The organism is Legionella bozemanae, assembly GCF_001648595.1.
GTDB lineage: Bacteria > Pseudomonadota > Gammaproteobacteria > Legionellales > Legionellaceae > Legionella > Legionella bozemanae.
In genome coordinates, this window is the sequence record NZ_LBAW01000006.1 from 201,517 (window position 1) to 224,646 (window position 23,130).

Here is a 23,130-nt window from a genome sequence, read left to right on the forward strand (position 1 = left end):
CATTGAATGAATTCCTCATTGCTCAAGTTCCGCTTCACCCCGACTACAAAATGCTTACTATCCTGTATACCGCTATTGCTCTACTACCTTTGGTAATGCCTCATTACTTGGTTGTATTCCATTGTTGATTACAACACGGCTGCCATTTTTAAGCTTCAATTGACCACTGGTAACCACAATATCTCCTGCGTGCAGTCCCTTTAAAATAGCAATTTGATCCCCTCGTGTATCGCCAACGGTTACAAAAACCTGTTTGACTATAAGAATTGGTTTATTATTGCTGTCTTTTTGTTTGCTTTCTTTAACCAGATATACAATATCTCCATAAGGGTTAAAGCTAATCGCTGATTGCGGTAAAGTCAGATAGCTTTTTTTCATTCCGGCAGCAACTTCAACTCGAGCAAACATACCTGACTTCAGTTGAAAATCAGGATTAGGGATAGTCGCTTCTACCAGCACATTGCGAGTAGCACTATCGACAATAGGTTCAATGGTAGTGATTTTTCCTTGAAAAAACTTGTCAGGAAACGTATTAGTGGTGAGCTTTACTGTTTGTCCAAGCTCTAACGCACCTAAATCTTGCTGGGGTAAATAAAAATCAACATAAATTGGATCTAAGGATTGTAATGTGGTCACTGTATCCCCTACATTAAGATACTGCCCTGGATTAATTCTATTAATGCCTAATTGTCCCGCAAAAGGGGCACGGATTGTCTTTTTTTCCGTAGTTGCAGCTTGTTCAGCAACTTGGGCTTGTAAATTTTTGAGATTCCATTCATCAGCATCTACCGTTTGCTTACTTACTGCGTGCACAGCAAATTGCGCCTTATTACGTTTATAGGTAATTTTTGCCAATTCGACCTGAGCTTGTAATGAATGCAATAATCCAAGTTCGGTCCCTGCATTTAATTGCACCAAAACAGCGCCCTTTTTAACCGTTGCCCCCGGCGTGAAATAGATTGTCTGTACCATACCCGCAAGCTCTGTAGTCACATTCACACCAAGGCGTGTACGCATACTCCCTACCGCTTTTAAAGAAGGTTGCCATAATGAAGGCTCAACTTTCATTGTGGATACCGTAACTGCAGGTGACTGCGATTTGAGGAAAAATTGATTTCTCATATAGTTAGTAAAAGCCTTCCAACCAAAAATCAGGCCGAAAAGGATACTCACGAAAACTAACATAATAATCATCTGTTTTTTCAAAAAAATTTCTTTCATCATAGACACTCTTTGACACACCAAGGTTTATGCCACCAGCCCCCACCTAAGGCCTGGAATAATGCAGCCGTATCGCTGTAACGCACCGCTTGAGCTTGAATACGACTGATTCGCGTCTGTTGGTACTGCTGTTGCGCGTTTAATAAATTGATGTAACTTACCCCACCTAAGCGATATTGTTTTAGCGTAAGATTTAAAGCATCTCGTGCTGCATTTTCGGCTTTTATTTGTGCTTGCAATGTACGTGCATCGACTTCCAATCCTCTTAAAACATCTGCCACGCTTTGAAAAGCTTGTAATACAGTTTGTCTATACTGGGCGGCAGTCTGTTGATAGGCCGCGATCGCAGCACGTCGCTGTGCCATTAAAGCCCCACCATGGAACAAAGGCTGAACCACTTGTCCGGTTAAAGACCAAACCTCATGTTTTTTAGTGAACAGGTTTGCAAAGGAAGTATTAAGCCATCCCTCATTAGCGGTAATGGTAAATTGCGGAAATAAATTGGCTGTTGCTACCCCAATTTGGGCGCAGGCTTGATGAAGTAAGGCCTCAGAAGCACGCACATCAGGACGTTGGCGGACAAGATTTGAAGGCAAGCTCACAGGCAGTTCTCTGGGTAATTTTAAGCGATCCAATTTAATAATGGGTAAAGGGGCTTCCGGAAAAACACCTACAAGCGTAGCTAAAGCGTGTTTGGCCTGAGATAAGTTTTTTTGGAGTGGCGGTAAAGTCGCTTTGGTCTGCTCAAGCAAGGTTTGTTGGGTCAGTACTTCCTCTTGGGAAACGCCTCCTAATCGATATTGTTTATTTAAAATATTAAGAAGCCCTTGTTCTGCCTTAATTAAATCAACAGTCGCATCAATTTGTGCTTGATAGGATGCAATTGCTACTGATGTAGTAACGATGTTAGAAGTCAAGGTCAAATAAGCAGCAATTACTTGAAATTGCTGATAATCAACCTGGGCTTTTAATGCTTCAATTTGACGCCGGGCTCCCCCAAAAACATCCAAGGTGTAGGATAAATTAAATGAAGTATAAACGAGATTAAACGTTACACTATCGGATGGAAGACCTATTTGTAAGCCGGAATAACGCTGTCTCTGCACCATCTGGCTCGCATCTATTGACGGCCACATTGAATTGCCAATTTGAACTTTGAGATTTTCCTGGGCTTCACGCAAAGCCGCAGAAGCCGCAGCTAAATTGGGGCTATTGGTTAACCCCATGCGAATAAGTTGATTCAATTCCGGGGAATGATAAAGCTCCCACCACAATAAAGGAATATCTTTATTGGTAATAAAAGCTTGGGCTTGGCCACCTGCTCCAGGAGTGCTTACGGTTTTTGTCGGTAGCGGTTTTTCAGTATACTTTTTGACTTTAGGTGGATTAGGTGAATGAAAGTTAGGTCCAACCATACACGAAGTTTGCAGCCCTGTGCTCAGCGATATGAGGGCAAAAACCTTTAGATGTTGTCTCCAATCAAACACTAACTACAATCCTTTGCAAATCATCCCATGAATAATTATTAATTTATCATGGATCAGCATGGGTTGACAGTTTTAATGAAACTGAATTGTCATTTTATTGAATACACTTTTAGTGCAATACAATTGAATAACAAATGAACATAAAGTATAATCAATGGCTTTCTGTTCGTCTATGCCCCCTCTAGAATAGATGCATTGAAGCAATAAAGGAAATGAATTATGCCTACTGTAAAAATCACAGGAATGGGATCTTATTTACCTAGAAACAAAGTTCTTTCTACAGAACTTGATTTTCAACTTAATTTACCCAAAGGAAGTGTACAAAAAAAATCCGGATTGATTTCACGATACTTTGCATCTCCAGATGAAACAACCTCTTATATGGGAGCACAAGCAGCGCTGGTTGCAGCGCAGCAAGCAAATATTAAATTAACAGAAATTGATGTCATCATCAGTGCTTGTGGCGTGGGAGAACAAGCAATTCCCTGTACTTCTGCATTAATTCAAAAACAATTGGGGTTAGAACAATCAGGAACTGCCTGTTTTGACGTAAACAGTACGTGTTTAAGTTTTATTAGTGCCTTAGACATTGCCTCGTATTTGGTCGAAGGAGAACGATATGAACGTGTTCTTATTGTTTCCAGTGACATTGCTTCAGCGGGATTGAATTGGCAAGATATGGAAACATGCACCATTTTTGGTGATGGAGCTGCCGCCTGTATCCTTGAAAAAAGCAATGGAACAAATCGAATTTTATCGTCACATCACGAGACGCACAGCATTGGCAAGGTAAATAAAATATTAACCACGTTATATTAATATATTATGCCTCTCTAATGAAAATCGATGATCAAAGCAATTATCTGGAATTTCCCGGTGTAACCATTATTGCTGATGCAGGACAAACAAATCAAAAACTATGGCAGGATATTTACTATTTTCTTAAAAACACTTCAGTTCTATGTAACTACTTTTCCCCTCTACCTTACCAAAGCTATCACATGACGACCTGTAATTTGTATACTCAACAAGAGACTCCGGAAAACTGGCTTTCTTTTATATCAAAAAAACTGACGATTTTTCAAAAAATGAATAAAAGACTGCTTGAATTAAATTTTAATATCTCAATTTCAGTTGAAGCTGTAAATTATTTTTCTGAGTTACAGTTAATTTTATCTATTCCTTCAGAGCAGCAAACAATTATTCAACAATTTGCAGAGGAGTTTGGCTTAAAAAATAAAATACCCACCGTATTTCACATTACTTTAGCTTATGGATATAGAGAAATTGAGGATGAACAGGTCTTTAAAGAAATTAAAAATAAGATGGAAGAATTATTAAAAATTTGTCAACAATATGAACAAAAAATTATTTTATCTCCGCCAAAATTATGTTTTTTCCGCAGTATGGAACAATTCATTCCTTGGGATGGAGCGATCAATCCATTTATTGTAAAATCATCCGCAAACCCCTTGCGTTTATTTAGCAGTGAGAAGGGAATGCAAAAGAACGAAGTGGCTAAACCTTCCTTTTGTATCACTATGTAATCAAAGAATTACCATCAAACGAATATACTCCCTATAGCATTTTCTATAGGGAGCAGAAAAAGAAATTATCGTGATGCTCTTTGAATATCTTTACCCACGGTAGAAACGTCTTTTCCAAAACCGTGAACTGTTCCACAAGAGCTTAGTAAGCCAAGTGTTGTAAGACAAATACTTACAATTGCTATTTTTTTCAGAGTGTTCATAGTTTTTCCCCTCTTTTTGTTTTTAAATTTTCCTTTATGTAGATTATTCTAGACCATATTTTCATAAAGTTAGAAATTAATAATAAGTTTAAGTCATATGATCATTAATGTATTTTCCAAAAAAATATTGATACCTTGGATGATAACTGCTCCTAGCGGGAGAGAGGCAACTGGGACAAGGCTACAGTTGCGTCGATAGGAGTTTCGCCACTTTTTTCAAGCAGAACCTAGATACGCACAACTGAAGGTATTGCAGCAGAGTGATTGTTTTGTATTCAATACTTCCCTATAATCGCAGCGGATTTAATAATAAAAAAAGGGGCTCTGTTATGAAAAAATGGATGGTACTGGCAACAACCAGTTTGATAATGATGAATGCACACGCCGATAAATCTTGGTGTGGTTATAAAGATTATTTTCGTTTAAGTGATGCATCCCACCCTGGCATCTATGTTGTCAGTGGATTTAACGATCAAGATGTTATTCTTCAATTAATTGGTCCTCGCAGTTTTGAGATCCGAGACTCATTCGCATGTCGCAGCGGCTATGCTCATGTTACTGTTGCCTATGATGCCGAGAATTGGTGTGTTCTTGATATTAAAGATGGCCCATTGATGAACCATCCAACTGTTAGCGCTTCATGCAACGGAATTCGCTATATTAATACAGTATATGATGGCATTGGTAGCTATTCTTATACCATTAATCTTGATTAATACAACAAAAACCTTGGATTAGGATAAAGGCTCAAGGGACTACCTTTATCCCATCGTTCTACCCTACCTTAAGAGAATAAGGTGCTGCCTTGGTTTTTCTCTTGCCCATATCTAAAGACCAACCACCACCCAGAGCTTTAATTAACTGGATACTGGCAATTTGCCGGCGAGTACGGATGTTGATTAATGAAAGTTCTGATTGTAATGCAGTATTTTCAACAACTACGACTTGCAGAAAAGTAACAAGCCCTCCTTTATAGCGATACAACTCTTGCTCCCAAGCCCGTTTGGCCGCACGAGCCGCTGCTTTTTGAGTCCGATATTCTTTATCAAGCTGATGAATCGCAATCAGATTATCCTCTACTTCCTGCAATGCAGTTAATACTGTTTGTCGATACGTAGCAACTGTTTCAAAATACTGAGCTTTAGCCTGATTTAATAAACCCCGCAATCGACCACCATCAAAAAGTGTTACTTGTGCTACAGGTTGGCTTAAGGTCAATAAACTCAGAGGCCCAAGTGACCAAAAAAGGCTTGGTTTGGAGATGAGATTCGCCAGGCTCCTGCTTTGAAAACCAGCACTTCCCGTTAATTCGATTACTGGAAAAAAAGCAGCTCGTGCTACACCAATATTTGCATTTGCAGCCTGAACCCGCGATTCCGCAGCAACAATGTCAGGTCTTCTATCCAGAATAGTTGAAGGCACATTTGGCGCTATTGCCAGGAAAACTCTAGGTGATTTAGCGGGAGATAAGGAAAAATTACTTGGTATTTCTCCCACTAATACTGCGATTGCATGTTCAAACTGAGCTCGTTGTAACCGTATATCTTCCGCCTGTGTTTTCGCATTCTCAAGTTGCGTTTCTGCTTCATCAACATCAGCTATAGGTGCAGCCCCACCTTGATAACGATTTTTTGTTAAATAAAGAGCTTGTTGATAGGCAACAACTGTCATATTCAATATGCGTTGCGCCTCATCACTGCCTCTTAATGCAAAATAATTATTCGCAAGCTCTGCTTGCAAACTCAAACGAATGGAAGCCATATCCGCCGCACTTGCATTCGCACTACGTTCACTGGCAATGACCGAATTGCGGATACTTCCCCACGCATCCAGCTCATAAGAGAGAAAACCACCTAGCAGAAATTGATTAAAAACCGGCGTAGTTACAGGATTCGCAACCGTTCGTGAATTTTGCTGTCTATCCGCATTGAATAAGCCTTGAATCGTGGGAAAAAAATAGGAGCGAGCCACTTGTACCAGTGAAACTGCTTCCTGAAAATGAGCATAAGCCAATTTCAAATCTTGGTTTGCATTATTTAGTTGGTTTTCCAAATCATTTAATACCGGATCATGAAAAGCCTGCCACCAACCATCTGGGGCAACAATTCGTGGTGTGGATTTAATTTCCACCCATTGACCTGGTTCCTTGAAATGTTCAGGAATAGGCATGGCAGGACGATGATATTTTGGAGCAAAAGAACACCCCATTAATGCAAAAACAAGGACACTAACACCAATAGATTTCTTTCCAAGCCCTGCTGCGGCGGGAAATTGTTTTGTCAATACGGTGCTCGAATTCTCATATGACTTCATGTATCCCGTTGTACGCTCGGTTTCTCCTTGCACTTTTTTCATGAAACAACTCGCACAGTTTCCCCATTTCTAATTGCATCTGGAGGATTAAGTACAACTCGATCACCAGGTAATACTCCTGTGGCAATTTCAACTTTTGAACCAAAATCACGTCGAAGAGTAACGGACTTTAAGACAATCTTATTGTCTTTGTCTAATGTTGCTACCTGTAATCCTTGCGCCTGAAAGAGCAAAGTATTGACAGGTAAAATCACCGTCTTAGGAGGAATAGGTAAAGTAAACCAAACTTCAGTGTAACTACCAGGCAACAATTCTCCATTTTTATTCGGAGAAATAAATTGAGCAAGTAAAGTACGCGTCTTAGGATCAATTGCTTGTGCTGTTTCAAATAATTTGGCAGGGAAAACTTGCTTGGGATGCTCCGCGAAATGGAGCTCTACAGTCATATTCGGCTTAATTCGAGAAGAAAAATACTGGGGGATTTTAACATAAATTCGCAGAGGTTTTGTTTGGGCAATACGAAATAAGGGTGGGGCTGTTGCACTACTCCCTGCGTCAATTAAATCACCAATATCTGTAGCTCGAGCCGTGATGACTCCATCAAAAGGGGCTATGACACGTTGAAATCCGACTAACTCTTGCAAATGTTGCAAATTGGCCTTTGCTGCAAACATCGCTGCTTCTAAAGCTGCAGCCGTACTTACTTTTTCGTCCGTTTCCTGTTGGGAAACGGATTTCGTTTTTACTAAATTAAGCCAACGTCTCGCAGTAATTTGTGCCAATTGATTATTCGCTATAGCGGTCTTCAAATCAGCTCTCGCTTGACGCTCTTGTGCATCAAGCTCAGGCGTTTCAATAACGGCCAGTAAATCACCTTGTTTCACATGGCTGCCAATATCTACATACCATTTTTTTATATAACCATTAGCACGTGCAAAAATAGGTGACTCATGCCAGGCTTGAACATTACCTGGTAAAATAATTTTGTCCTCTCCTTTCTCTTGTTCCGCTGTCATCACGCGTACTACAGGAACTGCAGCCGCAAGAGTCTCATTACGTAAACTGATCGCTGCGGAAACACGAAAAATAATGATCACCAAAATAATAAATAAAAAAACAGTAATCGCAATAACCAGTCTTCTATGCTTGTGGCCCTTTATATGTGATTGAATTGTTTTAAGCATGTTCCTTCCTTTGCTTCTTTTTCAATTTGCGTTGATGAATGACGTAAAAAACAGCCGGGACAAAAAAGAGCGTAGCCATTGTTGCAAAAGATAACCCCCCAATTACTGCCCTTCCTAATGGAGCATTCTGTTCACCACCATCCCCCAGGCCCAGCGCCATAGGAAACATACCAATTATCATGGCTAATGCAGTCATCATTACGGGTCGTAAACGGGTCTTTCCTGCTTCAAGCGCTGCTTGCATTGGATCATTTTCAGTTGCCAGATGATCTCGAGCAAAACTGATAATGAGGATGCTATTTGCTGTTGCAACCCCCATACACATAATTGCTCCTGTAAGGGCTGGTACACTTAATGCAGTATGGGTAATAAATAACATCCAAGCAATTCCAGCAATAGCAGCAGGTAATGCGGTAATAATGATAAAGGGATCAGTCCAAGATTGAAAGTTAATGACAATCAGCAGATAAACTAACAAAATTGAGAATGCTAATCCCCAATACAACCCATTGAATGCATGTTCTTTAGTATCAATCTGCCCACGAATCGCTACAGAAGAGCCTTTAGGCAAATCTTTATACGTGGCCCGAATAATTCTTTGGATGTCTTTGGTTACTGCGCCTAAATCTCTATCTTGTATTGAAGCAAAAATATCAATCACTGGCTGAACGTTATAATGTGACTCAACAACTGAAGTCACCATACGCTTCAATTTTGCAAAAGAACCTAAAATTTGCAGCTGGCTAGGTCGCATGGTTAAACTTCCAAGCGGAATATTAAGCAAATCATTTAATGACGTCATCACATATTGCGGTGCTTGGGTAACAATCGGATAAGAAACCCCATTTTTAGGATCCAGCCAGAAGGTAGGTGTGGTTTGAAAACTACCCGAAAGGGTAACCAACAAATCAGTAGCAACATTGAGCTGAGTAAATCCAAGTTCCTTTGCCAAACTACGATCAACATCCACAAAAAATTCAGGATAATTATTGGATTGTCTTATGCGCACATCAGTAAGTCCTGGAACCCGTTTTAACTGATTCATTAGGCTATTAGCATAATGAGCATTGTCTTCTTTTTTTAAACCAATAACCTGGATGTTAATAGGTGATGGCAAACCAAAATTGATAATTTGGTTTACGATATCTGCGGGTAAAAATGCAAAAGTAACTTGCGGAAAACGATCCCTCAGAACTGCTCTTAATTGATGCACATAATCCGAACTGGGTCTATGCCCATCTTTTAAAGAAATTAAAATGTCTGCATCTTCCGGGCCGTTCGTTGCTGAGTTGCTGTAGGATAAATTAATTCCACTTACCGGCAGCCCAATATTATCAACAATACTACCCAAATCCCTGGGAGGTATTACCTGGCGAATCACTGTATCAATATTATCCACTATACGTGCTGTTTCTTCTACTCGAGTACCTGTCGGTGCACTAATATGTAATTTAATTTGCCCTGCATCCACATCAGGGAAAAAATTCGAACCAAGCCATGGCCAGAGTAATACTATTGAAACACCAACAAAAGCTAAAAAACAGGGAATAAAAACTTTAGCATTATTCAATACCCAAGATAATGACTCAGAATACCGCGAACGTAATGCAGTAAATTTTTCTTCGAATGCTTCGTGTAGGCGAGAAAATCGACCCTTATTTTTCTCCTCAGACCTCGGATCATGTTTGCGTAACCAATACTTTGCCAAAGTAGCAACAAGTGTACGTGATAAAATATAAGACATAAGCATTGCAAAAATTACTGCTTCAGCTAAAGGCACAAATAAATATTGAGCGACTCCCCCCAAATAAAACATCGGCACGAAAACAATACAAATACATAGGGTTGATACCAGCGCAGGGATTGCAATCTGTTTCGCACCATCAAGTATGGCTTGTTCTACTTCCTTACCTTGCTCCAAATTCCAGTTAATATTTTCAATAGCAACGGTAGCATCATCAACTAAAATACCTACAGCAAGCGCTAAACCACCTAAAGTCATAATATTGATTGTCTCTCCTAAAGCAGAAAGAATAGTAATCGATGCAATAATGGATAAGGGAATGGACAAAGTGATAATCAAAGTACTGCGCAGGCTGCCTAAAAAAAGTAAAATCATAAGTCCCGTTAATGCTGCAGCAATTACACCTTCAGTAATAACGCCCCGGATAGCGGCAGTCACAAAGATTGATTGATCCGCAAAATAGGATAAATTAAGTCCTTCAGGAAGCATATCCTTAACTTTAGGTAATAACGCTTTTACCCGATGAACGATATCTAAAGTCGATGCACTCCCTGTTTTTTGAATGGACATCATTACTGCCCGTTGTCCATCTACTCGCACTATATTGGTTTGTGGTGCAAATCCATCTCGAACATGAGCAACATCACGGATATATAAAACTCGGCCCGGGGTGGATTTAACCGGCGCTTCATTTAATTCAACTGCTGAAAGCGGGCTACCATTTAATTTAACGATGTATTCATACTGACCTATTTTTTGTGTTCCTGCAGGTATAATAAGGTTTTGTGCAAGAATGGCATTATTAATATCTTGTGCAGAAACCCCATAGGTTTGCATCGCTGGAATATCCAAATCAACCTGAATTTGACGTACTTTTCCTCCATAAGGATACGGTAACGCAGCTCCTTGAACTGTTGCAAGTTGCGTACGAAGAAAGTTATTCCCCAAATCATTTAACTTTTGTTCCGGGATGGTCGCACTCGACAATACAAGTTGTAACACAGGAACCGTTGAGGCTTTATAGTTTAGTATTAATGGCGGTAAAGTCCCTGGCGGCAAATTACGCAGTATCGTTTGTGCAATTGCCGTGACCTGACTCAAAGCCATATCGACATTCACATTGGGATGGAAGAATAATTTGACGACGCTGACGCCAATGAGTGATTCAGACTCAATATGTTCAATATCATTTACTGTAGTCGTTACAGCACGCTCAAAAACACTCGTAATGCGGTTACCCATTTCATCAGGAGGTAAACCAGTGAAGCTCCATACAACACTCACAACGGGAATATTGATATCAGGAAAAATATCTGTAGGAGTGCGCATTATTGCCAAAGGCCCAATGATAAGAAGCATTAAAGCCATTACAATAAACGTGTAAGGTCGCGAAAGTGCAATCCATACAATCCACATAAATATCCATATCAACTATTCTAAAAAGAGACTCATTATATCAATGAAATACATTAAATTTTAAGAAGAATTAGGAGTTTTTCTTATTTAATTTCGCATCCAAAGTCACAAAGATGGTATTGCAAAGCTTTTGTTTTTTATATTGAATTTTTTAAATGAATCATTACCATTAAGTAAGGTCAAACTCTTGGCCACAACGGACAAAACCCGCAAAACCATGCGCTTTAGCATCCGGTAACTCTCCATCATTGTAATGATATAACCAGAGCTTTGCTTTAATCTTTGGATCCAACGTATCTAACTGATTGAAATGAGCGTGTACCCCACTGGGAGCTTCCATAGTTTCGCAATCGTGAAAAATAAGTGTTGCATCCCGATAATATTTTTCAAAACGCTCTGGAGTAAAGCGTGCATCAGTAGTAATGAAGAATTTTTTTCCTTTAAAACCAACGGCCAAACCATAGCTTGGCATCAGCTTCTTATTGGAATAAATATGAATGGTTTGCACTAAATTCAGTTTCAATCCCTCCCAATTAAACACTTGCTCATCCTTGATTAAATGCACCACAAAATAATCACTTAAAATTGCCTCTCTATCATCAAGTGTTTTTAATCCTCCACTTAAGCTGTGCTCCCATAATCGATGAACTAAATCTTTATGAATGATTAGCTCAGGTGATCCAGTAGAAGAAGCAAACTTACGTTGAAAAGCAAACCATTCGATCCCCCCTATGTGATCGGCATGTAAATGGCTAATGTAAACTGCATCAATATCTTGAGGAAGGTATCCGGCTTTAGTTAATGAAAAACGAATATCCGTACCACAATCTATCAATAGTTTCTTACCACTATCCGTTAGAAGTAGCATATTTGACTGAAAGTTTCCGAAATCCGTTCCGATACCACTACCCGCTCCTAAAAATAACAATTTCATGAATTAATCCCTGAACTAAGTGAAGGATCAAGTCTGTGAGCTTGTCCTAAAAATTCCCTAATAAACAGATATCTTCTTCATTAAAGAATAGCATTTAAAATTAGTTATTAGAAATAGCTCAAGTATTATAAATGAGCTATTCTCAATGTAAGTGGACAGGCCAAACGAGTTAAACGTGCTAGGAAAACTCCATCTTAAAAATACGCGTCTGCTGTACTATTTTTTCTTCTTTCTAGCAATCACGCTTGGGAGCCTTATCGTTTGTTTGTTTTTATTAAAACACATTGCGGTACAAGAAATCATCGATGGAAATGAGCGATATCAATTGTATTCGTTAGCGAATCAACTTCGCCAGAGCTCCGATGATTTAACTGAGATGGCACGTCTTTATGTAATCACAGGCGAAAAAAAGTACTTTGATCACTATAATGAAGTCCTGGGGATAATCAATGGAACCTCTCCTCGCCCTTTAAATTATGACGAATTATATTGGGATTTGGTCATTGGAGATAAACGCCCCCAACCTTATGGCCCAGCAAAATCATTAGCTGCAATGATGTTGGAACATCGTTTTACTTTAAAAGAATTCTCCTTGCTGACTGAAGCTGAGAATCAAAGCAAAAAACTTGCAGAAACCGAAATTAAAGCAATGAATCTGATTGAAGGAAAATATCAGGATAAGTCAGGAAATTACACGATTATTGGGAAACCAAATCGCCAGTTAGCCCAACAAATGGTTTTTGGCGATGATTATTTGCAAGCAAAATTAAAAGTGATGAAGCCCTTACAAGAGTTCTTCACGCTGGTAAATACCCGGACATTCTTAATCAATGAACAAATTGATCAGGAAATGTCAAAAATTATCGCCTTAGCACTTGGACTCTCACTTCTGTCAACCTTCCTTATGCTCTTTTTTATCATTCATGCATTAAAAACATTATCCAAAGTAAATGAGGAAAATGATCTTTTATTATTGAATATTTTGCCAGAGTCAATTGCCTCTCGCTTGAAAATGGGAGAAGAGGATATTGCTGATGAATATTCCCAAGCAAGTGTTATGTTTGCAGATATTATTAATTTTACGCAGTTAACTGATCAATTAGGTGCCAAAAAAACAGTAAATGTTTTAAATTTATTGTTTGCTGAACTCGACAAACTTACCGAAAAATATCATATAGAAAAAGTTAAAACCATTGGCGATAACTATATGGCTGTATCAGGTGTTCCTGAACAAACAACACGCCATGCAATCAACATTGCAAATTATGCTTTAGCTATTCTGGAAAAAATGCAGGCATTTAATCAAGAAAATCAGATGCAACTCCAACTTCGCATTGGAATTACCTATGGTACTGTCATTGCGGGGATAATTGGTCATAAAAAATTTGTTTATGACATATGGGGGAATGTAGTTAACTTAGCCAGCCGACTGGAAGAAACTTCTCTCCCCAATAAAATCCAAATCTCTGAAAAAATGGCTTTTATGCTCCAAGATGAATTCATTGTTGAACCACGAGGAACTTTGGAAATGAAAGGCATAGGTGATGTAACGACCTATTTTCTTCTGGGAAAAAAAGAAAAATAAAACTACAGATGTTTTATTCGCCTTTATGGCATCGAGGACATATCCCATAAATATTTAATGCATGATCGGTCATCTGAAAATGTGCGCGCTCAGCTATTGTTTTTTGTCTTTGTTCAATAATTTCATCAACAAATTCTTCAACACAACCACATTTGATGCAAACCAGGTGATCATGATGAGCCCCCTGACTCAATTCAAATACTGAGTGTCCCCCTTCAAAATTATGACGTGTAACTAATCCTGCTGTCTCAAATTGTGTTAATACACGATAAACTGTTGCGAGGCCCACATCTTCCCCTGTTTCTAATAATGCCTTGTAAACACCTTCCGCACTTAAATGATGATTGGGCGATTGCTCCAAGATTTGCAATACTTTTAAACGCGGTAAAGTAATTTTCAGTCCAGCATTCTTAAGCTGCTTACTTTCTTCCATTAATGCTCCAGGTGTCTTTCAGTAAATGACGTGTTATTATGGCGAAATTTTTCACGATAGGCAAAAAAATGAGAATAATAATTTTTCTACTTGGAATCGTATTTACTTTAACTCTTACCCAATGTTCCTCTTTTGATCTATCTCGACGAGTAGTTCAGCAAGGGAATTTATTACCACAATCAAAAATTGACCGGCTCAAAATAGGAATGAGTAAGAATGATGTTGCTATATTAATGGGCACCAGTTTGTTAAGTCCCACCTTTAATAACGATCGCTGGGACTATGCATACACCTGGCGCAGAGGTCATGGATATATGACGATGTCAACAGTGAGTTTGTATTTTCACAACGATAGACTAACTCATGTGGAACGAAGCAAACTAAAACCAGGTGTAGCATCGCTCAATCATCCAAACATTAATCAAGAATAACCAGAACTTGTGTGTTCTGTTTTAAATAAAGGCTGAGGATTTATGCCCTCAGCCCGGCTTCTATCTCTTACCCACATCTCTGCCTACAGGCAACAAATGACATTCTACCAGGTTAAATTTTGAGGATCTCTTAGGAATAAGCCGTGGGACATCGGTAGCTATGTGTATCGACTTAGAGGGCTTACACACGGCGGCGAATACTTGTTGCCTTTTGACGTCGTTTTTCTTTTGGATCTAAAACCAAAGGCCTATATATTTCTACTCTATCACCTTCTTGAAGCACGTGTTCCAAAGAAACTTGTTTTGCATAAATTCCAACGACCATATTTCGCGTTTCCGGATGAGTATTATATATTCCTGATGCATTTAGAGCATCAAAAACTGTTGCTCCTTGTTTGAGATCTAAAACCATATGTACTGTACTCCTATCTACAGCCACATATACCAGCTCAATCTTCACCATAAATTGTCCTGGCTCTCTCACAAAAGGAATCGACCATTTTATCCGTTACTTGCTCAAATACAGGGCCAAGCAACATGGAAAACATACGCCCGGCAAATTCAAACTCTAAATCAAACGAGACTTTGCATCCCTCGTCCACTTCATCGAAACGCCAAAAACCCTCTAAATGACTGAATGGACCATCAACAAGACGAATTTCGATCATTTTATTAATTTGTAATCGATTACGTGTAGTAAAGGACTTACTCATGCCTGCTGCACCAATAATTAAAGTGGCCTGCACTTCATCTTCATCACGATGATGTACTAAGCTTTCTGTACAATAAGGTAGAAATTCCGCATAACGCTCTACTTCATTCACCAACGAAAACATTTGCTCACATGTATAATTGACCGTACGTGACTTTTTCACTATGGGCATTATGCTTCTCCCCGAATTTTATGTCTAAACCAAAGACTGAGCTCTTTAATTTCCTCAAAACAAATTGAATGTTCCATAGGATATTTATAATAAGAAATATGTTCATATCCTTTTTTCAATAGCCAATCTTTACTTGATTCAGTCCACTGAGGTAAAACCAGGGGATCAAATTGCCCGGCCCCCATAAAAAAAGGTGTACTCTTATCCAGATTTGGCCTGCTATGCGCAGCTAAAGGTAAATAAGCAGACAAGGCAACAACTCCCCCCAAGCGAGCTGGTGTATGAAGAGCCGTATGTAATGCCATAGCTCCCCCTTGTGAAAATCCTGCCAGGAAAATCTGATTGTAGGCAAAACCATCGTTTAATTGTTCATCGATAACTTTACGAATCAGCAACTCTGATTGTTCAATTCCTTCTTTATCTTCTCTATCAATTAATCTGACACCGACAATATCATACCAAGCAGGCATGACCATCCCGCCATTTAATGTTACTGGCCGTTGGGGGGCATTAATAAATACGTGGCGTATCTCTACATCCGCAATCGTTAACTGATCGACTAAACCCATCATATCGGAAGCATCAGCCCCTAATCCATGCATCCAAATAACACATGCTTGTGCTTGAGCCTGTGACTCATTTATAAATACATTCAAAACAAATCCCCTCACAGACAAAAAAGAGAAATTATCGCTAATGCATCAACACAGTGCAAGTTATATACTCTCGATATTTTATAGAAATTTTATTGACTTAAAAACAAACAATTTGATATATTTGCAATCACAAATACCAGCCCTTCTATTCCATTTTTACTCAATATGAATTATAGTTCGCTAGTGTGAATCAATAAGCGGCAAAAGATGTTTAATAAAGAAGAACCATTTACCCTTACGATGCTGGGGACCGATACAGTATATACTCCCACTCTAAAAAGCAAGAAGAAACCTAAACCCTTAAAAAAAGGGGATACAGTTCAGGAATATTATCCTAAGGGAGAAACTCTAAGTATTGTTTCGACATTGATTAAAACAGAAGAGAACCCTCTGATTAATCACAAACAACTTGCTCCTTTTCAATCTGCAGAAGTCGCTGTGGTTAATGGGCCCAAAACAGACGGAAGCGATGTGGGCGAAAAAATTGGAATTGGCCTTGGTATTGCTTTAAATGCTCTTGTCCGCGGGCAAACTAAGCTTAATGATATTGCACACAGCAGAGGCGGCGTTGAATCCATTCTGATCGCTCATGAACTCGATGCGATAAAGAAAGCCATTAATTCTTGTGAAAATTTCGAACAACTAATCAAGGAATTAACGCAACAACAAGCGGCCAGGAAAAGTGGCAAACCATTTAACAATACTACTGACATCATTAAACCTTTATTAACCCAACTACCTAAAGACAAACAAGACCAAGAGCGATGGTTTAATGCACTAAAAACCAATATTGCTGATGCATCAATGAATCTTTTTATCATTGATCCAGTTCCTGGAGACTGTTGGCCAGTAACTTGGTATGACGAAAGATTTTTTACTCTTCCATCTTTTGTTAAACATGCTGAATTTGTCTATTACGAAAATGAACGCTCTGATTGGGGCTTTACTCCAATCTATGTTGAGGCTTCAAATGCAGAACAAACAATAGTTCGACATACCCTGCCCGGGCATCACGGTACAGGCTCTGCTGGAACTAATGCATCACAACAAAACGTTGTCGTTTCTCCTGATAAAACCAAAGCGACGCACGTTCAAAAATTAATGGTTTTTAAATTACTTAATTTTTTAACATCGCACGGAGTTGCATTTAAAGACGCACGAGAAATTTTCCATGAGTCTACCGGTTTAGGTAAAAAATATCTCTCATTCCTGAAAGAAATGGACATTAGCGAGGGTATCGATGTAGCAAAACTTGATTTCCCAACTATATTTCGCAAGCTCTATGACAAAATTTATGAAAATAGAGCTGCATATGAAGCGTTTAATGCGACGCATTATACATTTATGGGCGTAGCCCCCCAAAGAAAAATGCTGCGCACTGGTCATAAATACGGTCTTTTAACAGAAGTTTTTCCTAAAAATATCGGATATGTTAATGAAGAGCACAGTAAATTAATGAAAGAGTATTTCTTCAAAATACTCCAAGTTGATTCCCATGAAGAGCATAGTTTGGCTGCATTGATTAAATCAGCACAAAATGTATTATCCAAAAACATTAGAAAAATATCTAATCTTTCAGCTTCCCTTACTGAGCACTCAATTGCAGCAACAGCAATACTTGACAGTGAAAGTGCACGCCAAGATGTTTTAAGTTCTTTTGGCGCATTAATACAAAGAGTAAACCAACAATATCTAAGCGATGATTGGAGTGCAAATGACAAACAAAAAGAAAAAGAAGAGCTTTTTGCAGCAATCACCAACATATTTCAAGAATTTAATGAATTATTAAAAATTGAAAATCCAACCATACAAGAATTTGTAAAAAACCTGATTGATTTAAGTTTAAAAGGAGTTACTCAGACTGTTGGGCAACAACATGCGAACCTTAAAGAAGAATTGAATCGTTTGCAAACATCAACTGATACCAATTTAAAATACTTTTTTAATTCCTTATTAACTCAGATTAATAAAGATGAAAGCTATTCAGGTGCAGAAATTAATCCGGAAATTATTAGGATTTTCGAAAGCCAGGAATTTGCTCGATTAGCGGATTACCCAGTAAGTATAAAAATAGCTTACATCTGCCGACAACTGGGCGAAAAACTTCCTAAAAACGAAACTGAAGAAAGCTTAATTGAGCAACTTACAGCTCGATTTGAAGATCATTATGGTAGCTCTTTTGATGAATTTGAAAAATTGTTTCATCAGATCGGAGTCTTTATTAATGACACCGCAGCGCTAGGTCGATTCTTTGTAACCGAGGAAACTATTTTCAATAAGCATGAGTTGTCCCTTCGAAAAGAAGCTGAAACATTAATCGATATCGCTGCACAAAAATTTTATCGAGACAGACCCAAAGCCTTGCCTGCTCCTGCAGAAAAAGGCACGTTCCAAGAGTTAGTTGAACGTCATGCCATCAATAAATACGATGTCGTTGATAGACTAAAACAAGAAAAAGTTGCTTTAGAACAGGAAAGACAGCAATTAGCTGCTCGCATCGAAAAGATGCAGCAGGAACAAATAGCGAAAAAAGAAGAGCAAGAAAAAACAATCGAAAAGATGCGGGAACAAATAGCAGAAAAAGAAGAGCAAGAAAGAAAAACGAATGCATCATTAAAAGCCGAACGAAGTAAAACAAGCGAATACCAGGCCGCACTGAATAATAATAATGAAGCCAAGTATTTATTGCTCATTAATAACAAACTGATTCCCTTAACAAATGAATATTTAGCATTACTTAAATCTCAATTATCCAATAGGCCTAAAGAATTAGAACAGGATGATGAAATAAAAAAAGAAGATGATAAAATAAATATCAAAATCAAAAAAGCAACCGAACTGCTTGATGTTTTGCAAAATCAAAAAAAATTTCCTCACCCTGAAATGCGCTTGCGCGTATTTTACAAAAAATTGGGCCGTGCTGAAGCGGAACTCAAAAAACATCGTGATGCTGACTGGGAGCGATATTTTCAAAATGCCTTAATCGCCGTAGGAATTCTTGCAAGCCTCGGCCTAGGATTAATTGCGCTCGCAGTTTATACCCATGTAGGCTATTCATCGACAAAATCGATGCTCTTCTGGCAATCTTCTGGAGAGAATGTGGTCTCTACAATGAATAAGTATAGAAAAGGGCTTGATCTATCAATTGATGATATTGATGATGATGAAGTGCTCATAGATGACTTATCAATATAGTTGCAGTATGTAAGCATCGGAACCCAGAAAATCTAGACAATTTGGCCTGTTTCTATTTCGCTAGCTTGAGTCAAAATGGCTAGATGTTCAAGTACTGAAGCGCAGCATACATGGAGTATGTGCGCATCAGGACGAATAAAATCTGGACAGATTGGCCAAAATAGTAGAAATGCAAACAGACCTACTTGAATTTTTACTTAAATAAATGGATAGTTACCCTTCTAACAGTTAATGACTTTTTTCCAATGAGACGAATTTACTTTTTATTTATGATTTGCATCCCCATATTCTTATTGGGTTGTGGGCAAAAAGGGCCTCTTTATTTGCCAGAATCAACAAAAAATGCCACAAATAGTAAGTAACGAGTGACGTGCGGGGCAAAAATTATGAAAATTAAATTTACCAAAATGCATGGCTTAGGCAATGATTTCATAGTGATTGATGGAGTCCATCAGAAAATCAATCTAAGTCCCCAACAAATCGCCAATATAGCTCAGCGCAATACCGGTGTTGGTTTTGATCAATGTTTACTTATTGAATCCAGCCAGCAAGATGGTATCGATTTTAACTATCGAATTTTTAATGCGGATGGTCAGGAGGTTGGTCAATGTGGTAATGGAGCACGTTGTCTTGCTTTATTTGCAAAATACTATGGTTTAACTGACAAAAATCACTTAACTGTGGCCACATCAACCACGAAGATGAATTTACATATCAATTCAGACTCAAGTGTCAGCGTCGATATGGGTATTCCACAATTAGCCCCATCAGCTATCCCTCTCAGAGCAAATCAACAAGCTGCCGAATATTCTTTGGAACTTCCGCATAATCAAAGAATAAGTTTACATGCACTCAGTATGGGTAATCCACATGCAGTATTATTGGTAGAAAATACAGAAGCAGCACCAGTCCATACTCTTGGGAAACAAATCAGCCTGCATCCAGACTTTCCTGAACAGGCAAATGTTGGATTTATGCAAATTGTAAATCCGACGCATATTAAATTACGAGTGTATGAACGCGGCTGTGGGGAAACACAAGCATGTGGAAGTGGTGCTGTCGCAGCAGCCGCTGTTGGACGTTTGTACCATCAACTGGACAAACAAATCAAAGTGACGTTACCTGGCGGTGATTTGTTTATTAACTGGCCAACATTTAATGAACCAATAATTCTGACTGGGCCAGCCGTTTTTGTTTACGAAGGTATCCTGTTCTAAAAAGCAGATGTTAGGGCGAGTTCTGTTGATATATCTTTCATGCAATGTCCCCTTTTATGCAAAATTAACACAAGTATTGAATTTTATTTACAAAGAGTTATCCTGAAAGAACGCCTCACACTCGCATCGTTCCAAAATTTATATAAAATTTCTTTCGAAACTCGCCGCAGCAAGCAAAGTGCGAAGAGAAAGAGAAGTGCAGAATCGGAGTGTACACGAGTTACATGAGGATTCGAGCACCGCATCGACGACGCAATTTGTCACTACAGGAAGTTTTTGGGGGAAGTCTATTTTGGAAACTGGTGCTTGGCTAAAAGGAGAGTGCCATGACAGGAAGCAAAATACAAAGTTTTGATTTATTCAAAGCAGCTATGGGAAACCCAGAGTATTTAACGGAAATCAATAAAGATATAGGGAGCCAAGCCCAATTTTTAGCAACTCTTGAAGAAGGAAATTTGACGTTCTCCAATATTCTTGAATCCATTCAAATAGTCAAAAATCCAAAAGTAAAATCTCTCTTGATTATTCACTTATTAAGCCAAAAAGAATTCTTATCTTCTTTAAAAGGGGATTCCTTGTTAAATAGGTTGGTTATTCCAGATCTCCACATCCCTTCACGTCTTAATTCTCTGATTCATCAACTAGACATAAAAATGCTTTCTACTCAATTGATTGGCAAATTAGAACCTGAAGCAGCGGTCAGTATTCTTTGCTCCGTGCCTCATTTTCATCAGTTAACCATGCCCCAAATAGAAGCATTAATCGAGCGATACCCCCTCTATGAAAGACACAAGGTTCTAACTTATTGGATTACTCATTTTGTTTCCATGCCTAATGCCCATTACATCTTGGCTCATTTAATGAACATTGCCGGGCACAATATCATTGATGAATTGAGTAAAATGGAACCTAATCAGAAAGAAATAGTCATTCTCAATATTATTGAGCATTTAGGATTATTTAATAATATACCGATTAAATTCCTGGATCATGCAAATAAAGAATCTCATTTGATTTTGGCGATGCGCTTTTATCTTAATGGACATTATAATAAAGCCTATGCAAGCTATATTAATCAATTATCTAAAAGATTATTAGATAAAAACCATTCTTTTTCACTCGAAGCAATCGAGTTACTTTTTTTCCTGAACGATAAACTGGCATTTAGAGAGTTAGCAAAAAGAACAGCTCATTTAACGAATCGCTATTTAAGAAATAATGCGCTAAAAGGAAATGTTGCATTATTTTATCAAAATAATCGCATTAACATTCAAAGAATGCTGCAAAATGTTCATTTAAATCCACTCTTTTTTAGTGGACACCGACCACCAGCTGATTCGGATGAAAACCCCTTTATAGAGGGTTTAATCAAACATGACAAGTTGATTAATTGTTTTGAGTATTTTTTAATACACTATAAAGGCAATTCTGAATCAATTGGGAAACTGCTTAATGACTATATGGAGTTTTATCAGCACTCAGAAAATCATACCATTCGAGCCAAAGCAATACACCATATTGGTTTCATGCTAGGACGTCCCGAATTAGATGGAACAGTAAAAGAAGCAATATTTACTGCTTTTTTAAACCACCCTGATTTTTTTGATGAGCAAGTTAGTTATCAATTATTTTTATTTGATGCAAAAAGGATTATTCGTTATTTTGGCCTACGTGGTGGAAAAGAAAATTATCAAAGAGTTATTGATTTGTGTACTTTGGCCCTAAAAAATCTGAACTCTGAAAAAAATCAAGAAATTATTCTCGTTGCACGAAAAGCGCTTTCGGAAGCGCAACATGAGTTACGTTTTACTAAAGAACAAGGATTTTTTTCTGGATTGATTAAATGGTTCAAACGATGTTGGACTTACGGATGGACTGGTTTTTTTAAACCTAACTCACCTGATTATGTCGTTCCAGAATCATTGGGGCTTAAGGAAAAAAATAAAAAACCATCCAAAGATCGGATAAAAAAATCCATCTCAACTCAGGAGGAAGAAAAAGAGCTTCCGGATTTATTAAACGACATCACTCTTCCGTTAACACAAGAAAAATTTGAAGACATTATTAAGGCATTAGAGAGTTACTCATTACAAACAATACCTAAAGAGGAGCTGAGCACAAGACAAAAACTTCACCGTCTATATCATTATGTAATGGAACGTAAAGAAGAAAATGAGGGGCTTTATCGATGGTTAAAAGACAATCAAAATCCATTTATTATAAATCAATTTCGTCTATTAGAGTTGATGTTAAAAGAAAGACCTCTCAGTGATGTAGATTCATTACTTGCACAGGTCAATGAAGATTCAGACCACTTGCAATATGTTTCCAACGAATTTGATTGTCTACTGCCAGAACTGGTAATCCAATCCAGTACTAAACCTTTAAAAAGTTCAGAAAACACTGACTTTGTAGCAAGCGCAACTAAAGTGCTTTCCGAATATACTTGTGAAGCTGCTGGATATGCACAAAGTGCATTGCATTGGGCGGAAGGCTTTTTTGCGAAAATGAAGAATCCTGCCAAAGAAGAAGAGCCTTTTGAAGTGGAACATATTGATTCTTTTAAAAAAACAATCAGTGGCAAAGGAGTTACTTCGTAATAGCTCAAGTCTCCCATGTGAATGTTTACTCGAACGGTTGGATTTGAGCACAGGTTGTGAGAAATTTTTTCTAAGCAAGC

19 protein-coding genes and 1 pseudogene are annotated in these 23,130 nt (G+C 38.3%); 9 read left to right on the forward strand and 11 right to left on the reverse strand.

Annotation, left to right across the window (positions count from 1 at the left end):
• Positions 1–72 precede the first annotated feature (72 nt).
• A complete protein-coding gene (locus A8O27_RS07580; RefSeq protein ID WP_058458814.1) occupies positions 73–1,221 on the reverse strand; it encodes an efflux RND transporter periplasmic adaptor subunit in 1,149 nt (382 codons plus the stop codon).
• A complete protein-coding gene (locus A8O27_RS07585) occupies positions 1,221–2,708 on the reverse strand; it encodes an efflux transporter outer membrane subunit (RefSeq protein ID WP_058458763.1) in 1,488 nt (495 codons plus the stop codon). Before A8O27_RS07585 ends, A8O27_RS07580 begins: the two co-directional genes overlap by 1 nt.
• Before the next feature lie 219 nt (positions 2,709–2,927).
• On the opposite strand from A8O27_RS07585, the pseudogene A8O27_RS07590 reads away from it, so the two are divergent.
• Together A8O27_RS07590 and A8O27_RS07595 are read left to right on the forward strand one after the other, a co-directional pair.
• A pseudogene (locus tag A8O27_RS07590) lies at positions 2,928–3,494 on the forward strand (beta-ketoacyl-ACP synthase III); the annotation flags it as partial.
• A 50-nt stretch (positions 3,495–3,544) separates the two neighbouring features.
• The gene (locus tag A8O27_RS07595; RefSeq protein WP_058458764.1) at positions 3,545–4,255 is read left to right on the forward strand and encodes a DUF1868 domain-containing protein; all 711 of its coding nucleotides are present in this window, start codon (positions 3,545–3,547) and stop codon (positions 4,253–4,255) included.
• Between the two features lie 65 nt (positions 4,256–4,320).
• Here A8O27_RS07595 and A8O27_RS18430 read toward each other — a convergent pair whose 3' ends face one another.
• Positions 4,321–4,458: an entericidin A/B family lipoprotein gene (locus A8O27_RS18430; RefSeq protein ID WP_082642410.1), complete on the reverse strand. Its 138-nt coding sequence runs from the start codon at positions 4,456–4,458 to the stop codon at positions 4,321–4,323.
• Positions 4,459–4,787: 329 nt separating this feature from the next.
• On the opposite strand from A8O27_RS18430, the gene A8O27_RS07600 reads away from it, so the two are divergent.
• On the forward strand, positions 4,788–5,174 hold the full coding sequence (locus A8O27_RS07600) for a hypothetical protein (protein WP_058458765.1): 387 nt from the start codon (positions 4,788–4,790) through the stop codon (positions 5,172–5,174).
• A gap of 58 nt (positions 5,175–5,232) precedes the next feature.
• Here the strand turns inward: A8O27_RS07600 and A8O27_RS07605 are convergent, their stop codons facing one another.
• From A8O27_RS07605 to A8O27_RS07620, 4 genes are all read right to left on the reverse strand, one after another.
• Positions 5,233–6,813, reverse strand: a complete 1,581-nt coding sequence (locus tag A8O27_RS07605; RefSeq protein ID WP_082642411.1) for an efflux transporter outer membrane subunit — start codon at positions 6,811–6,813, stop codon at positions 5,233–5,235.
• Complete coding sequence (locus A8O27_RS07610) at positions 6,810–7,955, reverse strand: efflux RND transporter periplasmic adaptor subunit (protein WP_058458766.1); 1,146 nt, start codon at positions 7,953–7,955, stop codon at positions 6,810–6,812. The genes A8O27_RS07605 and A8O27_RS07610 overlap by 4 nt, the downstream gene beginning before the upstream one ends.
• Positions 7,948–11,115 (reverse strand): efflux RND transporter permease subunit, encoded by a 3,168-nt coding sequence (locus A8O27_RS07615; protein WP_058458767.1) that lies wholly within the window; start codon positions 11,113–11,115, stop codon positions 7,948–7,950. The genes A8O27_RS07610 and A8O27_RS07615 overlap by 8 nt, the downstream gene beginning before the upstream one ends.
• 169 nt (positions 11,116–11,284) lie before the next feature.
• Positions 11,285–12,049: an MBL fold metallo-hydrolase gene (locus A8O27_RS07620; RefSeq protein ID WP_058458768.1), complete on the reverse strand. Its 765-nt coding sequence runs from the start codon at positions 12,047–12,049 to the stop codon at positions 11,285–11,287.
• Positions 12,050–12,224: 175 nt separating this feature from the next.
• On the opposite strand from A8O27_RS07620, the gene A8O27_RS07625 reads away from it, so the two are divergent.
• Complete coding sequence (locus A8O27_RS07625) at positions 12,225–13,634, forward strand: adenylate/guanylate cyclase domain-containing protein (protein ID WP_064115076.1); 1,410 nt, start codon at positions 12,225–12,227, stop codon at positions 13,632–13,634.
• 13 nt (positions 13,635–13,647) lie between these two features.
• On the opposite strand, the gene fur is transcribed toward A8O27_RS07625, so the two are convergent.
• Positions 13,648–14,067, reverse strand: a complete 420-nt coding sequence (gene fur, locus A8O27_RS07630; RefSeq protein ID WP_058458769.1) for a ferric iron uptake transcriptional regulator — start codon at positions 14,065–14,067, stop codon at positions 13,648–13,650.
• A gap of 38 nt (positions 14,068–14,105) precedes the next feature.
• On the opposite strand from fur, the gene A8O27_RS07635 reads away from it, so the two are divergent.
• Positions 14,106–14,498, forward strand: a complete 393-nt coding sequence (locus A8O27_RS07635) for an outer membrane protein assembly factor BamE (protein ID WP_058458770.1) — start codon at positions 14,106–14,108, stop codon at positions 14,496–14,498.
• Positions 14,499–14,679: 181 nt separating this feature from the next.
• Here the strand turns inward: A8O27_RS07635 and A8O27_RS07640 are convergent, their stop codons facing one another.
• The 3 genes from A8O27_RS07640 to A8O27_RS07650 are packed head-to-tail and all read right to left on the reverse strand — an operon-like array spanning position 14,680 to position 16,038.
• Complete coding sequence (locus A8O27_RS07640; protein ID WP_058458771.1) at positions 14,680–14,961, reverse strand: RnfH family protein; 282 nt, start codon at positions 14,959–14,961, stop codon at positions 14,680–14,682.
• Positions 14,948–15,382, reverse strand: coding sequence for a type II toxin-antitoxin system RatA family toxin (locus tag A8O27_RS07645; RefSeq protein ID WP_058458772.1), 435 nt, complete (start codon positions 15,380–15,382; stop codon positions 14,948–14,950). The genes A8O27_RS07640 and A8O27_RS07645 overlap by 14 nt, the downstream gene beginning before the upstream one ends.
• Positions 15,382–16,038, reverse strand: coding sequence for an alpha/beta hydrolase (locus A8O27_RS07650; protein WP_082642412.1), 657 nt, complete (start codon positions 16,036–16,038; stop codon positions 15,382–15,384). Before A8O27_RS07650 ends, A8O27_RS07645 begins: the two co-directional genes overlap by 1 nt.
• A 207-nt stretch (positions 16,039–16,245) precedes the next feature.
• Between A8O27_RS07650 and A8O27_RS07655 the strand changes: the two genes are divergently transcribed.
• From A8O27_RS07655 to A8O27_RS07665, 4 genes are all read left to right on the forward strand, one after another.
• Positions 16,246–19,233 carry a hypothetical protein gene (locus A8O27_RS07655; protein ID WP_058458773.1) on the forward strand — a complete coding sequence of 996 codons (2,988 nt, stop codon included), beginning with the start codon at positions 16,246–16,248 and terminating at the stop codon, positions 19,231–19,233.
• 245 nt (positions 19,234–19,478) lie between these two features.
• Positions 19,479–19,595, forward strand: coding sequence for an LPS translocon maturation chaperone LptM (lptM, locus tag A8O27_RS18435; RefSeq protein ID WP_082642413.1), 117 nt, complete (start codon positions 19,479–19,481; stop codon positions 19,593–19,595).
• 24 nt (positions 19,596–19,619) lie between these two features.
• Positions 19,620–20,450 (forward strand): diaminopimelate epimerase, encoded by an 831-nt coding sequence (gene dapF / locus A8O27_RS07660; RefSeq protein ID WP_058458774.1) that lies wholly within the window; start codon positions 19,620–19,622, stop codon positions 20,448–20,450.
• Positions 20,451–20,776: 326 nt separating this feature from the next.
• Positions 20,777–23,050, forward strand: a complete 2,274-nt coding sequence (locus A8O27_RS07665; RefSeq protein ID WP_058458775.1) for a hypothetical protein — start codon at positions 20,777–20,779, stop codon at positions 23,048–23,050.
• The last annotated feature ends 80 nt before the right edge of the window (positions 23,051–23,130 follow it).

Excerpts from the sequence above, each read along its gene's own strand:
- A8O27_RS07580 (WP_058458814.1), bottom strand. The coding sequence starts at position 1,221 with ATGAAAGAAATTTTTTTGAAAAAACAGATGATTATTATGTTAGTTTTC.
- A8O27_RS07595 (WP_058458764.1), top strand. The coding sequence starts at position 3,545 with ATGAAAATCGATGATCAAAGCAATTATCTGGAATTTCCCGGTGTAACC.
- A8O27_RS18430 (WP_082642410.1), bottom strand. The coding sequence starts at position 4,458 with ATGAACACTCTGAAAAAAATAGCAATTGTAAGTATTTGTCTTACAACA.
- A8O27_RS07600 (WP_058458765.1), top strand. The coding sequence starts at position 4,788 with ATGAAAAAATGGATGGTACTGGCAACAACCAGTTTGATAATGATGAAT.
- A8O27_RS07605 (WP_082642411.1), bottom strand. The coding sequence starts at position 6,813 with ATGAAAAAAGTGCAAGGAGAAACCGAGCGTACAACGGGATACATGAAG.
- A8O27_RS07610 (WP_058458766.1), bottom strand. The coding sequence starts at position 7,955 with ATGCTTAAAACAATTCAATCACATATAAAGGGCCACAAGCATAGAAGA.
- A8O27_RS07615 (WP_058458767.1), bottom strand. The coding sequence starts at position 11,115 with ATGTGGATTGTATGGATTGCACTTTCGCGACCTTACACGTTTATTGTA.
- A8O27_RS07620 (WP_058458768.1), bottom strand. The coding sequence starts at position 12,049 with ATGAAATTGTTATTTTTAGGAGCGGGTAGTGGTATCGGAACGGATTTC.
- fur (WP_058458769.1), bottom strand. The coding sequence starts at position 14,067 with ATGGAAGAAAGTAAGCAGCTTAAGAATGCTGGACTGAAAATTACTTTA.
- A8O27_RS07635 (WP_058458770.1), top strand. The coding sequence starts at position 14,106 with ATGGCGAAATTTTTCACGATAGGCAAAAAAATGAGAATAATAATTTTT.
- A8O27_RS07640 (WP_058458771.1), bottom strand. The coding sequence starts at position 14,961 with ATGGTGAAGATTGAGCTGGTATATGTGGCTGTAGATAGGAGTACAGTA.
- A8O27_RS07645 (WP_058458772.1), bottom strand. The coding sequence starts at position 15,382 with ATGCCCATAGTGAAAAAGTCACGTACGGTCAATTATACATGTGAGCAA.
- A8O27_RS07655 (WP_058458773.1), top strand. The coding sequence starts at position 16,246 with ATGTTTAATAAAGAAGAACCATTTACCCTTACGATGCTGGGGACCGAT.
- lptM (WP_082642413.1), top strand. The coding sequence starts at position 19,479 with ATGAGACGAATTTACTTTTTATTTATGATTTGCATCCCCATATTCTTA.
- dapF (WP_058458774.1), top strand. The coding sequence starts at position 19,620 with ATGAAAATTAAATTTACCAAAATGCATGGCTTAGGCAATGATTTCATA.
- A8O27_RS07665 (WP_058458775.1), top strand. The coding sequence starts at position 20,777 with ATGACAGGAAGCAAAATACAAAGTTTTGATTTATTCAAAGCAGCTATG.